General features: G+C 59.7%; 13 protein-coding genes. 7 read left to right on the top strand and 6 right to left on the bottom strand.

Features of this window, described 5'->3' with window-relative positions:
• Positions 1-116: 116 nt before the first annotated feature.
• The 3 genes from tmaR to ABTW55_RS17675 all read right to left on the bottom strand — a co-directional run bounded on the left by tmaR (position 117) and on the right by ABTW55_RS17675 (position 2,524).
• Complete coding sequence (gene tmaR, locus ABTW55_RS17685; protein WP_004935612.1) at positions 117-434, bottom strand: PTS system regulator TmaR; 318 nt, start codon at positions 432-434, stop codon at positions 117-119.
• Positions 435-594: 160 nt separating this feature from the next.
• Positions 595-1,662, bottom strand: a complete 1,068-nt coding sequence (locus ABTW55_RS17680; protein WP_033647985.1) for an FUSC family protein — start codon at positions 1,660-1,662, stop codon at positions 595-597.
• A gap of 94 nt (positions 1,663-1,756) precedes the next feature.
• Positions 1,757-2,524, bottom strand: a complete 768-nt coding sequence (locus tag ABTW55_RS17675; protein WP_033647986.1) for an N-acetylmuramoyl-L-alanine amidase — start codon at positions 2,522-2,524, stop codon at positions 1,757-1,759.
• Positions 2,525-2,700: 176 nt separating this feature from the next.
• On the opposite strand from ABTW55_RS17675, the gene ABTW55_RS17670 reads away from it, so the two are divergent.
• Positions 2,701-3,447 carry a helix-turn-helix transcriptional regulator gene (locus tag ABTW55_RS17670; RefSeq protein ID WP_004935623.1) on the top strand — a complete coding sequence of 249 codons (747 nt, stop codon included), beginning with the start codon at positions 2,701-2,703 and terminating at the stop codon, positions 3,445-3,447.
• 34 nt (positions 3,448-3,481) lie between these two features.
• On the opposite strand, the gene ABTW55_RS17665 is transcribed toward ABTW55_RS17670, so the two are convergent.
• Positions 3,482-4,591: an SDR family oxidoreductase gene (locus ABTW55_RS17665; protein ID WP_033647987.1), complete on the bottom strand. Its 1,110-nt coding sequence runs from the start codon at positions 4,589-4,591 to the stop codon at positions 3,482-3,484.
• A gap of 519 nt (positions 4,592-5,110) precedes the next feature.
• On the opposite strand from ABTW55_RS17665, the gene ABTW55_RS17660 reads away from it, so the two are divergent.
• Together ABTW55_RS17660 and sbcB are read left to right on the top strand one after the other, a co-directional pair.
• A complete protein-coding gene (locus ABTW55_RS17660) occupies positions 5,111-5,299 on the top strand; it encodes a DNA polymerase III subunit theta (RefSeq protein WP_033635247.1) in 189 nt (62 codons plus the stop codon).
• 90 nt (positions 5,300-5,389) lie between these two features.
• Positions 5,390-6,817, top strand: coding sequence for an exodeoxyribonuclease I (gene sbcB, locus ABTW55_RS17655; RefSeq protein ID WP_060421864.1), 1,428 nt, complete (start codon positions 5,390-5,392; stop codon positions 6,815-6,817).
• 70 nt (positions 6,818-6,887) lie between these two features.
• Here the strand turns inward: sbcB and ABTW55_RS17650 are convergent, their stop codons facing one another.
• Positions 6,888-8,255, bottom strand: a complete 1,368-nt coding sequence (locus ABTW55_RS17650; protein ID WP_033647989.1) for an APC family permease — start codon at positions 8,253-8,255, stop codon at positions 6,888-6,890.
• Between the two features lie 534 nt (positions 8,256-8,789).
• Positions 8,790-10,208: a glutamine synthetase family protein gene (locus ABTW55_RS17645; protein ID WP_060421866.1), complete on the bottom strand. Its 1,419-nt coding sequence runs from the start codon at positions 10,206-10,208 to the stop codon at positions 8,790-8,792.
• Here ABTW55_RS17645 and ABTW55_RS17640 point away from each other — a divergent pair.
• The 4 genes from ABTW55_RS17640 to ABTW55_RS17625 all read left to right on the top strand — a co-directional run bounded on the left by ABTW55_RS17640 (position 10,122) and on the right by ABTW55_RS17625 (position 13,822).
• Positions 10,122-10,406 (top strand): hypothetical protein, encoded by a 285-nt coding sequence (locus tag ABTW55_RS17640; RefSeq protein ID WP_181423065.1) that lies wholly within the window; start codon positions 10,122-10,124, stop codon positions 10,404-10,406. The two genes, ABTW55_RS17645 and ABTW55_RS17640, sit on opposite strands and share 87 nt — an antisense overlap.
• A gap of 197 nt (positions 10,407-10,603) precedes the next feature.
• Positions 10,604-11,161 carry an HTH-type transcriptional regulator PuuR gene (gene puuR, locus ABTW55_RS17635; RefSeq protein WP_060421869.1) on the top strand — a complete coding sequence of 186 codons (558 nt, stop codon included), beginning with the start codon at positions 10,604-10,606 and terminating at the stop codon, positions 11,159-11,161.
• 157 nt (positions 11,162-11,318) lie between these two features.
• A complete protein-coding gene (locus ABTW55_RS17630) occupies positions 11,319-12,830 on the top strand; it encodes a sugar ABC transporter ATP-binding protein (RefSeq protein WP_033647991.1) in 1,512 nt (503 codons plus the stop codon).
• Positions 12,827-13,822: an ABC transporter permease gene (locus tag ABTW55_RS17625; protein WP_350429298.1), complete on the top strand. Its 996-nt coding sequence runs from the start codon at positions 12,827-12,829 to the stop codon at positions 13,820-13,822. The genes ABTW55_RS17630 and ABTW55_RS17625 overlap by 4 nt, the downstream gene beginning before the upstream one ends.
• Positions 13,823-13,937 lie beyond the last annotated feature (115 nt).

Genomic DNA, 13,937 nt, shown 5'->3' with positions numbered 1-13,937 from the left:
GAGGCGCCTTCGGCCGCCGGGGAACGCCCCAACGGAAACGGCAGCGTCGGCAAGAACGGAAAATCAGGCGGGATAAGGATGCGGGCCAGGCAGGACGCCCGGCCCGCTAAAGCGGGTTACTTCACTTCGCCCATCGCTTTCAGCTTTTTGGACAGCTCGCGGCGTTCTTTGGACAGATCGGCATTTTTGATGATGTAGTCATCAACGCGATCTTCGTAGTCGCTGCGCATGTTGGCGATGATGCCCTGAATGTCTTCGATGCTCATGCCGGGCTTGATGTACTCACTCAGGTTGTCGAGCAGCAGCACGCGCTTCTGGTTATCACGAATTTTCTTTTCGTTGTCGACGATCTCGCGTTGCAGTTTGTTTTTGCGGCGGAACATACGCACAAACTCCAGCACGTCCTGGAAACTCGGCTTATTTGCATTATCCATCTTTATACCCTTGCTTTAGTAATACACAGATTCATTTGCTTACGGCCACATGGCACCAAGATACAGGTTTGTGGCGGTCCGGCACAACAGTGATTGCCTTATCTTACCCACTTTGCCCCGGCGGCCAAAACCCAAAGCGCCGCCTTCATGATCTGACCCCTTATTCGCGCCCGGCGGCGGTGCAGACCAGGAGCAGATCCCCCAGCTCTTCCAGTTGCTGCGCCAGCTCCATGCTGAGCCAGACATAGCCGTAAATCGGCGCTTCGCCGTGCTGGCCGAGGCTGACCTCCTGCATCAGCGTTTTCAGCTCGCCGGCGATCTCCGCCAACTGCCCCGCCGCCGCCTGCCGCTGTTCCTGCGGCCCTTCGCGCATCAGCACCGCCAGCGATTCCAGCGAGCTCAGCGTCAGCAGCTGGGTGCTGCGCAGCGTGCGGGCGTTCAACATGATGAAGTGCGTTTCACGCGAGGCCCAGTAGGCGTCGGCCATCAGCTCCAGCGTGCATACCAGATTGCGACTGAGGGTTTGCACCGCCTCGAACACCGCTTTGGGAATGCGGGTTTCCTTACTGGCGGGCACGATCAGGCTGCGCAGCTTCACCACCTGATTCAACAGATCCTTGAGCTGCGGCTCCAGCCGCGGCCGCTCAATGACGTTCGGCGAAAAATAGGCGCCATAGAGGCGGGCGGCGGTTTGCAGGCAGTCCGCCATTTGCATGCGCCACAGAATATAGGCGCGCTGTGGGTAGATGCTGGTGAACAGCAGAGCCAGCAGCGAGCCGAAGATCACATCGCCGCTGCGCCACAGCGCGGTATGCATGTCACCGGCGCCCGCGCCGCACACCACCGCCAGCGTGATCCCCACCAGCAGCGCCATATACGGCCGCTTGCCGAGCGTCAGGTAACCGCAGACGAACATCACCACGCCGCACCAGGCCAGCATCAGCGGCAGCGAATAGAGTTCCAGATACAGGGCAATCAGGCCGGACGCGGCGCCGAACACCGTGCCGGCGATGCGTTGCAGCGCCCGCTGCAGCACGTTGCCCCAAAACGAGATCGGCCCCATCACCACCACCAGGGTGATCAGCGGCCAGGTGCCTTCGGGCACCGCCAGCAGGCGGATCAGCAGAAAGGTCAGAATAAACGCCAGCCCGATGCGCACGCCGTGAACGATGCGATAGTGCCGATAGGTCAGCAATTCAAGGGAAGAGATTTTTCGATCGAGGCGCACGATGCCTCCGATAAAGACCAGCCAGGCCGCTATTTTAGCGGAGGAAGCCCGGCAAGGAAAAGGCGAATGAGGCGTCCCCCATTCGCGGTCAGGCTCAGGCGGCGTACTTGTCGACTAGCGCGCGCAGAGCGGCGGCGGTTTCGACATCCATCACGCCGTCATACTTCTGCTGGCGGAAGTGCAGCTGGAACGCGCGCACCAACTGGCGATAGCCTTCTGCGGTATTGGCCGCCGAGGTATCGTAGCCGTATTGGGCGAACAGTTTCAGCAGCTCGGCCTGCGCCGGCAGCCCCTGGCGGCAGTATTCCTGCTGGCGCTGCTGCTTGGTCGCCTCGTCATACCAGGCGCCGACGCCGGCCTGATACAGCTGCTGCCACGGGAACTGCGGGCCCGGATCGCTTTTGCGGCCCGGCGCGATGTCGGAGTGCGCCACCACGTTCACCGGCGAGATGTCCGGATAACGCTGCAGGATGTTCTGCGCCAGCTGGGTGACCGCCTCGATCTGCTGCGGGTTGAACGGCGGGAAGGTGATGTTTCCACCGTCGCCGCTCGCCAGGTTGACGATCTCGATGCCGATCGAGGTGTCGTTGATATTGCTGCGGGTGCCCCACTGGCTGGCGCCGGCATGCCAGGCGCGCTCGTTCTCATCCACCAGGTTGAAAATGCGCACGCCGCTGAAGCCGGCGGCCTGATAGGTGGCTTCGGTCGGATCCGGCACCAGATAGTGTGCGCTGACCGATTTTCCGGTCAACGACTTCACCGAGTCGGCGAAGTTTTGCGCCGTGTAGTGCAGCACCAGAAAACGCACGCGGTGGCCGAAGCTGGCGACCGATCGGTAGCTATTGTAATCAATCTTGTACATCGTAAAGTCCCTCTCTCGCTTGATTTCACTGAGCGGCCCCTCATCATGACAGGCCGCCCCGCACAGGTGAACCTTTGGCCCACCCTTTTTGTTTTAGCTAATTGCTAAATTATGCGCAAGCTTTTTTTAGCAAAACCGTTATTTACCTTTTTGCTAAAGAGTGCGATCATGGCACGATGGAAACTAAAGAAATCAGGCGCAACAATCTGCGCGAATTGATGGCCCGCTACGCCCGGCAAGGCGTCAACCAGAATGAGTTCGCCACGCTGGTTGAGTCCTCCGCGCCGACGCTGAGCCAAATCATCGGGGAAAAATCCTCCCGCAATCTTGGCGACAATCTGGCCAGGCGGATCGAGGCCCGGCTGAATTTGCCCAAGGGCTGGTTCGACGTGTTTCACGAAAAGCAGCTGGTGCGCCCGTTTGACAACGTGGCAGCGGAGTCGGACTTCCAGCCCGCCCGTTTGAAACCGGTGGTATGGGAAGATACCGAACAAGACAAGGAAGAGTTTGTGGAGATCCCGCTGCTGGATATCGATTTTTCCGCCGGCGACGGCTGCTACGAAATCGTCGATCGCGAGGAGTTTTCGCTGATCTTCCGCCGTTACTATCTGCACAAGATGGGGGTGGCGGTCAACGCCGCGCGCATTATCCGCATCTCCGGCTCCAGCATGGAACCGCGTCTGCAGGACGGCGACGTGGTCGGCATCAACACCGACGACACGCGCATCCGCGAAGGCAAGACCTACGCCATCCGCCACGGCAATTTGCTGCGGGTGAAGGTGCTGATCGAGCAGCCGGACGGCGGCGTCGTCATCCGCTCCCTCAACCGGGAAGAGTACCAGGACGAGCATCTCAGCTATCAGCAGCGCAAGGAGCAACTGGTGGTGCTCGGCCGCGTCTTCTGGTCCTCTTCGTCCTGGTAGCGGAGCAACCTCGGGCGCCCGGTGCGCCCGGCGGTTATTTGAAGTCCACCACCATCTGCTGCTGGATAGACAGCCCGCGGGTCGACTGCACGCAGCCGGCGATATAGTCGGTAAAGCGCGGCGGCTTCGGCATGCCCAGCTTGAGGATCTTTTCGTTGCTGAAACGCACGTTGAGCATGGCGAACGATCCGTACAGGCGCATCGCCTTGAGCATCAGCCGCTCGTTGCACGGGCCGAAAATGTCTTTCAGCTGGCGGCGCATTTTCACCAGCGCGTCATACGTCACCTGCGCATACTCATCGCCCACCGGCGCCTTTTCCAGCGCCGCCGCCATGGCGCGGTCGATTTCGGCAAAGCTGACGCTGCTCTCCTCACCGGCGGAGATGTGATAAACGTCGTTCTCCAGCGTTTCGCTGTTCATCAGCATCACCAGCGCATCCGCGCAGTAGTCCGCCGGGATCACATCGATATTGTCCTGCAGCGAGCACATGAATTTGCGCAGCATCAGCGCCATGCCGAACACCCAGAAAATGCTGCTGGAAGGTTGGCAGCCCAGGCGGGTGTGCCCCACCACGATCGACGGACGAGCGATGGTCAGCGGCAGTTGTGGGCAGCGCTGGCGCATCAGCTGTTCGATGGTGGATTTGGAACGGGTGTATTCCACCAGATGCTCGGCGTCTTCCTCAAACTCGCCGCTCTCCGCCACCAGCGAACCCGGCTCCGGCGAACAGGACATGGCGGTACCGACGTGCAGGAAACGTTTTAATCCCGGCACCTGCGCCATTCTTTCGGCAAAGGCCAGAGTGCCTTCTACGTTTACCTTCCAAATGAGCGGATTATTACCAAATGAAGCAACGGCCGCGCAGTTAATAACGTGCGTGACTTTGTTAATACGTGCGTCAGTTAAAAAGTCGGCCGGTTCGGAAAGGTCGCCCAACAATATATTTTCTATCGTAATTTTAGACAGCAGGCTCGCGTCGATATTAAACTTTTCCATATTCGCGCGAATACGGGCCAGCCCTTGTTGCGCATCGTCGGCGCGCACCAGCAAAAGATAATTAACAGACTGATTTTCAATCAATAATTTCTCGAGAACCGCACCACCCAAAAAGCCGGTAGCGCCGGTCAACAGTAGCGTTTTCATAATTGTCATCCACATTGGTATTGAATGTGGGAGATTGTATCTGCGGGTATTTAAACAAATATTAAATAGAATTACGGCGCCAGAAATCACTTCTCTTAATATTATCTTAAGGAATCTTTTGATACATCCAATGTGGATTTAGTAACAAAAGAATCTCATCTATTTTATGATTAATCTCTGCCGTTTAAATACCATTGATGTAGCGCCTGATTTAATTTAGCGGTCAATGTTATTTCTCTTATCGTCCGTGGAGGACTTATGACCTATAACCAAAAAATCTGGTTGGGGGTTTTGCTGCTGTGCGCCCTGTTTTGGGGGGCGGTGATAAGCGGCGCCTGTTCGCTGTATAACCGGGCGGATCGCTTCCAGGCTCACCACACGGAGAGCGAGCTCGCCGCTCGCCACAGCCAGCCCCCTTGCACGCAACCCAGCTCACAGGCATCAAGCGCCCCCCGGAATGGGTAGGGACAAGACCCGCTAACGATCCTATTATGCCCTAAGGTTAACAGGGAGATAACGATGGCTCGAAAGCTGGATAGCTTACCGCAGGCACAACGCGAAAAAATAGAAACCGATTTGCTGGCCATCAGCGTGATCTACAATGAGCGCTACGGCATCGCCTCGACCCAGGCGGAAACGGAACGACAGATCCCCGACCACCTGCTCCCCTACTTTCATCAACGGCTGGATTACTATCGCCGTGCGTAATTGCGCGCATTTCGCTAACCGTCGCTTGGCATCGCTCCCTACGCCGTTACAATAGTAGCATATTGTATCCGCCACTGAAGAGACGCGATTTTGAGCAGCAAGGCAACGGCCACATTTTATATTCACGATTACGAAACCTTCGGCAAAAGCCCGTCGCTGGACCGCCCGGCGCAGTTTGCCGGCGTGCGCACCGATATGGATTTCAACATTATCGAAGAGCCGCTGGTCATCTACTGCGCCCCGGCCGACGACTACCTGCCGGAACCCGAGGCGGTGATGATCACCGGCATCACGCCGCAGGTGGCGCGCGCCAAAGGCGTTAACGAAGCCGAATTCACCCGCCAAATCCACCAGGCTTTCAGCGTGGCCGGCACCTGCATTCTCGGTTACAACAACATCCGTTTCGATGACGAAGTGAGCCGCAATATCTTCTATCGCAACTTCTACGATCCCTATGCCTACAGCTGGCAAAACGGCAACTCGCGCTGGGATCTGCTGGATGTGATGCGCGCCTGCTACGCCCTGCGCCCGGACGGCATCGTCTGGCCGGAAAACGAAGACGGCTTCCCCAGCTTCCGCCTGGAGCATCTCACGCGCGCCAACGGCGTCGAGCACACGCAGGCTCACGACGCAATGTCGGACGTTTACGCCACCATCGCCATGGCCAAGCTGGTCAAGCAGGCGCAGCCGCGGCTGTTCGATTTCCTGTTGCAGCACCGCAACAAGCACAAGCTGAACGCCCTGATCGACGTCGCCGAAATGACGCCGCTGGTGCACGTCTCCGGCATGTTCGGCGCGGCGCGCGGCAACACCAGCTGGGTGTCGCCGTTGGCCTGGCACCCGGACAACAAAAACGCGGTGATCATGTGCGATCTCGCCGGCGACATGACGCCGTTGCTGACGCTGAGCGTCGAGCAGCTGCGTGAACGGCTGTACACCCGCCGCGACGACCTGGCGCCGGATCAGGCGCCGGTGCCGATCAAGCTGGTGCACATCAACAAATGCCCGGTGCTGGCGCCGGCCAAAACCCTGCTGCCGGAGAACGCCGAGCGGCTGGGCATCGATCGCCAGGCCTGCCTGCAAAACCTGCAGCTGCTGAAACAGCACCCGGAAGTGCGTGAGAAAGTGGTGGCGCTGTTCGCCGAAGCCGAGCCGTTCAAAGGCTCCGACGACGTCGACGCCCGGCTGTATGACGGCTTCTTCAGCGACGCCGACAAGGCGGCGATGAGGATTATCCAGCAGACCAAGCCGCAGAACCTGCCGGCGCTGGATCTGGCCTTCAGCGACGGCCGCATGAAAGAGCTGCTGTTCCGCTTCCGCGCGCGCAACTACCCGAATACGCTGGACGATGCCGAACAGCGCCGCTGGCTGCAGCACCGCCAGGAAGCGCTGAGCGCGGAGCGCGTGCAGAGTTACCTGCTGCAGCTCGAATCGCTGTATAACCTGCACGAAGGCGACAAAGAGAAAACCGCCCTGCTGAAAGCGCTGTTCGATTACGGCAAAGAGTTGGTGGGGTAAACCCGCAGCAAGCAAAAAAGGAAAAGGCCGCGAATGCGGCCTTTTTTGTGGCTGAGGAGACGGCTCGCGCTTAGGCGGCGTCTTCGCTCGCTTGCGGCACCGGCAGACGGAAGCTGCGGGTGACGAAGGCCAGGTAGATCAGACCGATGGCCGCCCAGACCAGGCCCAGCGTCATCGAGCTGGCTTCCAGGTTGATCCACAGCGCGCCGACGGTCAATGCGCCCAGCACCGGCAGGATCAGGTAGTTGAACGTGTCTTTCACGGTGCGGTTCATCTTGTCGCGAATATAGAACTGCGAGATCACCGACAGGTTGACGAAGGTGAAGGCCACCAGCGCACCGAAGTTGATCAGCGCGGTCGCGGTCACCAGGTCAAACGACACGGCGGACAGCGCGATGGCGCCAACCAGCAGCACGTTCAGCGCCGGGGTACGCCACTTCGGATGTACATAGCCGAAGAAACGAGTCGGGAACACGCCGTCGCGGCCCATCACGTACATCAGACGCGAAACGCCCGCGTGCGCCGCCATGCCTGACGCCAATACCGTCACGCAGGAGAACACCAGGATCACCGACTGGAAGAATTTGCCCGCCACGTACAGCATGATTTCAGGCTGCGACGCGTCAGGATCCTTGAAGCGCGAGATGTCCGGGAAGTACAGCTGCACGAAGTAAGACACCACGATAAAGATGATGCCGCCGATCAGCGCCGTCAGGAAGATGGCTTTCGGGATCACTTTTTCCGCGTCTTTGGTCTCTTCAGACAGCGAGCTGATGCCGTCGAAGCCCAGGAACGAGAAGCACAGGATGGTCGCGCCGGTAATCATCGGCACCACGTGAGCGTTATCGGACCAGAATGGGCGGCTGCTGACCAGCGTACCGGCGCCTTCGCCGTGGTAAACGCCGTTGATCACCAGGCCGAGGAACACGATCATGATCGCCACCTGCACCACCACGATGATGGAGTTCAGGTTAGCCACCAGCTTGATGCCGCGCAGGTTGAAAATCGTCATCAAGCCGACCAGCACCGCCACGAAAATCCAGGACGGAACGCCCGGGAAGATCGCTTCCAGGTAAATCTTGGCCAGCAAAATGTTGATCATCGGCATGAACAGGTAGTCCAGCAGCGATGACCAGCCCACCATAAAGCCGACGTGCGGGCTGATGGCTTTCTGGGCGTAAGTGTAGGCGGAACCGGCGGAAGGAAACTTCTTCACCAGCTTGCCGTAGCTCAGGGCGGTAAACAGGATCGCCAGCAGAGCGAAGGCGTACGCGGTCGCGACGTGACCATCGGTCAGGCCGGATACGATGCCGAAGGTATCGAAGATGGTCATTGGCTGCAGATAAGCCAGGCCCATCATCACTACCGGAACCAAAGTCAGGGTTTTACGCAGCTGAGTGCGCTGAGCCGGAGCGGCGTTGAGGGTGTTATCGGACATTGTTCAGCCCCCCCTTACCTTGAGCCTTGCGGATGGCGGACACGCCAAGACTTAAGGTTGCGGGGAAACTTCGCAACGAGCGACTTAATTCTAAAAGAAGGGGATTGTAAGCTGGATAACGGGTCGAGGTAACCTCGGCTGCTCCATAGTCGCTGCGGCCACAGCGGAAACCGGCGGGCACCGGTGCTAAAGTGAAAAATTGCCCCATCTTTCTAATCCTCATGAGTCACGACCATAAAGTTTTGTTTGATCGTGCACGAAACTATTTATCTATCCGGATCGGTGTCCGGCCTCGCTTGGTGTATGAAACGCTACGTTGGTAAAACTTAATGCAAAAAAAATAACCGACGCGTTAAAACGTCGGCTATCTGCATTTGAGATATTTTGCACCAGAATGCCTCCGGATGACAAGATCCGGAAGCCCTCAAATACAAATTCTTTTTGTCGATCGAACGGAAAACCGGCCCGGCAGGCGAATTAATCCACTACCGGCAGGCCGGTCGGCCGCACATACCTCTTACTTTATACGCCCATTCAGGCATTTTTCAACATCCAGTCAATCTCGGTTTCCGTCACCCGCCGCTCGAACTGCAGCAGTTCGTCGGTCTTGCAGGCGTGATAAACCTGGGTGAAACGCTCGCCCAGATAGTGGGTCAGCGCGTGCTGATGCTCAAACTCGTACAGCGCGTCGCTCTGGCGGATCGGCAGCGGCAGCCCCTCCTGCTCCAGCCCGTTGCCGGTCACCGGCTCAGGCAGCGGCAGCGCGTTGTCCAGCCCGTACAGCATGCCGGCCAGGATCGCCGCCATCACCAGATATGGATTGGCGTCGGCGCCGGCCACGCGATACTCCACCCGATGGTTCTCCGGTTCGCCGCAGGGAATGCGCAGCGCCACGGTGCGGTTGTTGTGGCCCCAGGCGGCCTGGATCGGCACATACATCCCAGGCTGGAAACGCCGGTAGGCGTTGACGTTCGGCGCCAGCAGCGCCATCGACGCCGGCATCAGGGTGATCATCCCGGCCAGCGCCTGTTTCAGTAGTGGCGAATCCTCGCCTTCGTCGTCGGCGAACAGGTTGTTGCCCGCGCCGTCCTGCATGCTGACATGCACGTGCATGCCGCTGCCGGCATGATCCTCGTAGGGCTTGGCCATAAAGGTGGCGTGCATGTCGTGGTTCTCGGCCACCAGCCGCACCAGCCGTTTCAGCGCCAGCGCGTGGTCGCAGGCCAGCAAAATATCGTCGGTATGACGCAGGTTGACCTCGAACTGCCCCGGCGACGCCTCCGCCACCGCGCCGTCCGCCGGCAGCCCCTGCAGCTTCGCCAGCGCGTCGATGTCGTTCAGCACCTCGGCGAAATGGTTCAGGTTATCGACGGAGTACACCTGGCTTTGGGTGTTGCGCTCCTGGGTGCCGGGCGCGCACGGCGGCTGCAGATCGCCCTCCGCGTCGCGCTGCCGATCGATGAGATAAAACTCCAGCTCTACCGCTGCCACCGGGAACAAGCCGCGCTGTCGCAGCGCCTGCCACACGCGGTTCAACACATTGCGGGGTTCAACGTCAAAGGGAGTGCCATCTTCATCCAGCATGGTCAGCAGCACCTGGCCGATATGCTGCGGATCGGCGGCCGACGGCGTCAGCGAGCCGGGCACCGGCAGGCAAATGCGGTCCGGCTCGCCGAGCTCTTGCCCAAGGCCGGTCTCCTCCACCACGTTGCCGAGGATGTCCATGGCGAACACCGACGCGGGGAAGTAGCTGCCTTTTTCCAGTTTTTTCAACCCTGAGACGGGTATGCGTTTGCCGCGGAAGGAACCATTGAGATCGGTGAGAAGGATATCGACATACTGCGTGGCGGGATGGCGTTCCAAATAATGAGCAACCTCATTTTGGAACGCGCTACTTCGCCTCTCTTCATGATGCTGTGCAAAATGTTCAACTGCTGCGCTATTGGTTTGCATACGTCACCCGCCATTATGCTCTTAAGGCGCGTTGGCGCCCGTCCGCCGTTCTATTCAACACATGATTGGATTTCTCGCCAGGCTGCGCCGCTGCCGGGCGCTCAAAATAACATCCACACCATGAAACATAGTCTTAACAGAATAGGTTTGCAAATGTTACAATCCTGTTTGATTATTCGCCGCCGGCTGCTAAATTGATAAAATATTGACCGAAAAGGCCTTGCCGCCATTTTTACGTCAACTATTTCGTCCAACGCACCGAGAGTGAACATGGGCAATATATTTTCCAAACCTGCCCTAACTACCGATATCATGCAACATCGTTATCGCCCAGACAGGCGCCCGATAACGATATTCATGTCTGCCTGTCGCCCCTACCAGAAGGAAGTACCGCTATGAGCGAAGCCAGCTTGGCACCGGGCAAACGCCTGTCGCAGATCCGTCAGCAATTGGGTTTGTCGCAGCGCCGGGTCGCCGAACTGTCCGGGTTAACCCACAGTGCGATCAGCACCATCGAACAGGACAAGGTCAGCCCGGCCATCAGCACGCTGCAAAAGCTGCTGAAGGTGTATGGCCTGTCGCTGTCTGAATTCTTTGCCGAACCGGAAGCCGTCGACGAGCCGCGCGTGGTGATCGACGCCGAGGATCTAATTGAGATCGGCAGCCAGGGGGTGTCGATGAAGCTGGTGCACAACGGCAGCCCGACGCGTAACCTGGCGATGATGCTGGAAACCTACCAGCCCGGCACCACCACCGGTGAAAAGATCAAGCATCAGGGCGAAGAGATCGGCACCCTGCTGGAGGGCGAGATCGTGCTGACCATCAACGGCCAGAGCTACTGCCTGGCCGCCGGCCAGAGTTACGCCATCAACACCGGCATTCCGCACAGCTTCAGCAATACCTCGGCGCGCATCTGCCGCATCGTCAGCGCACACACCCCCACCACCTTCTGAGCGCTTCTCGCACCGGCGCAGCCTGACGCGGGTTGCGCCCCTACCCGCCAACGCGTTTTCCACCGCCGTTATGCCATTTTGTTGGTTGCCAACGGCGTAATCTGTGTTACAACAGAGCACAACAGCCATCTAAACATCTAAACGGCCTTAATACCCTATGTCAACCGCAACGCCTTCACGCCTCGAGATGCGCAATATCTCGATCGCCTTCGCCGGCTTCAATGCGCTGCAGGACGTGGACTTCACGCTGCAGGGCGGTTCAATCCACGCGCTGGTCGGCGCCAACGGCGCGGGCAAGTCGACGCTGATGGCGATCCTCTCCGGCGCCCACGATCATTATCGCGGCGAGATCCTGATCGACGGCCAGGCGGTGGCGATCCACTCCCCGCTGCAGGCGCGCCGCCACGGCATTCACGTGGTGCAGCAAGAGGTCGACGTCGCGCTGATCCCCACGCTGTCGGTGGCGGAAAACATCATGTTGGACTGGCTGAACGAACCGGGCCACTGGCTGAATTGGGCGGAGCTGCACCGCCGCGCCGCGCAGCTGCTGCAGCAATGGGCGCTGCCGCTCAACCCTCGCAGGCGGCTGGCGGACTGCACGCTGGCGGAAAAACAGCAGGTGCTGCTGGCGCGCGCGCTGTCGCACCGCTGCCGTTTTCTGGTGCTCGACGAACCGACCGCCCCGCTCGATCGCGCCGAGAGCGAGCGCCTGTTTAACGTGGTGCGCCGCCTGCAATCCGAAGGTATCGGCATCGTATTTATTTCCCACCGCATCCACGAACTGAGCGACATTTGCGATCGGCTGACGGTGCTGCGCGACGGCCGGCGCGTCAGCGAGGACGCCATGCGCGGGCTGAGCGGCGAACAGATCGTCGAGAAGATGCTCGGTCATCGGCTGGACGATATTTTCCCGCCGCCGCGCCCGCCGCACGCCGAACGAACGCTGCTGCAGGTGCAAGGCTTGCGCGATCGCCACAAGCTGCGCGACGTTTCGCTGCGGCTGCATGAAGGCGAAATTCTCGGCATCGCCGGGCTGGCGGGAGCCGGCAAAACCGAGCTGTGCAAAGCGCTGTTCGGCGCCAGCGCCGTGCAGCTTGAGCGCGGCGAACTGCGCGGGCAGCCCTGGGCGCCGCGCGCACCGCACCTCTCGGTCGAACAAGGATTGGCGCTGGTGCCGGAGGAACGCCGCAAAGAAGGCATTTTCATCGATGAGGCGATCCCGATGAACCTGAGCGTCAGCGCCGACGACAGCTTCTCGCGCTGGAGCCTGTTCAGCCGGCGACAAGAGCTGCGCTGGGCGCGCGAGATCATGCAGCGCCTGAACATTCGCGCCTCGGGCCCGCAACAGCGGCTGGCGCGCCTGTCCGGCGGCAATCAACAAAAAGTGGCGATCGGCAAATGGCTGCGCGGCGACGCCGAGGTGCTGATCTTCGATGAACCGACCAAGGGCGTGGACATCAAGGCCAAGCAGGAGCTGTTCAGCCTGATCGACGGCCTGGCGCGCGCCGGCAAGGGCGTGGTTTACGCCTCCGGCGAGTTCGCCGAACTGGTTGGCCTGTGCGATCGCATCTGCGTGCTGTGGGACGGCCGCATCGTGGCGGAGTTGAACGCCGCCGACATCGACGAAGAAACCTTATTGCTCTATTCCACCGGAGGAACCCCTGCGTGAGTAAAGAATTAGCCCTGCGGCCTGCGCTGCCCTGGCGCCAACAGCTGTTCGATTTCCTCTACAAATGGGGCATGCTGCTGACCGTGGCGGCGCTGATCGCCCTGTTCGGCCTGGCGTCGGACAACTTCCTCGATGCCAACAACATCATCAATATCCTGCGTTCGATCGCCATCGTGACGGTGATCGCCATCGGCGTCTCTATCTCGCTGTCGGTTGGCGGTTTCGATCTGTCGGTCGGCTCGACCGCCTCGCTGGCCAACGCGCTGGTGATTTCGCTGTTCGTCTGGCACGGGTTCGGCACCACAGGCGCCATCGTAGTGACGCTGCTGCTGTGCACGCTGGTCGGCCTGTTCAACGCCCTGCTGATCGTGGTGTTCAGAATTCCCGATATGCTGGCGACGCTGGCCAGCCTGTTCGTGATCCAGGGCGTGGCGATGACCTACAGCTACGGCGGATCCATCACCCAAAACATGGTGCTGCCGAATGGCGACATGGCGGAAGGCCTGATCCCGGAGGTGTTTCCCGCCCTCGGCCAGGTGCCGGTGATCGTGCTGATCATGCTGGCGGTCACCGTGGCGGTGCAGCTGTTCCTGTCGTTGACCAAGCATGGCCGCCGCATGTATGCCATCGGCGGCAACCCCGAGGCGACGCGCCTGTCGGGCATCCGCACCGTGCGTTACAGGGTTGCCGCTTATGTCATTTCCTCTTGGCTGGCGGCGCTTGGCGGCATCTTGCTGGCGTCACGTATCGGCTCTTCGCAGGTCAACGCCGGCGGCGGCTATCTGATGGACGCGGTGGCGGCGGCCTATATCGGCTTCTCGCTGGCCGGGGCCGGCAAACCTAATGCGCTCGGCACTCTGATCGGCGCGGTGATCCTCGGCGTGCTGCAAAACGGGCTGGTGATGCTGTCGGTGCCCTACTACGCCATGGATATTATCAAAGGCCTGGTGCTGGCGCTGGCGCTGGCCATCACCTACATCCAAAAACGCTGATCCTCCCCGGCGCACGCCCGCTGCGCCGCTTTTCCCTTTAATTCATCCGGTTAACCTTTCCCGCCAGCAAAACCAGCATACAAATGATATGGATTATCATTAGCGTTTACATTCA

Origin of the sequence: Serratia sp. SM04 (assembly GCF_040280225.1) — a bacterium.
GTDB classification, from domain to species: Bacteria; Pseudomonadota; Gammaproteobacteria; order Enterobacterales; family Enterobacteriaceae; genus Serratia; species Serratia sarumanii.
Note: the sequence above shows the minus strand (reverse complement) of the source record. Positions and strands in the feature narration are given on the sequence as shown.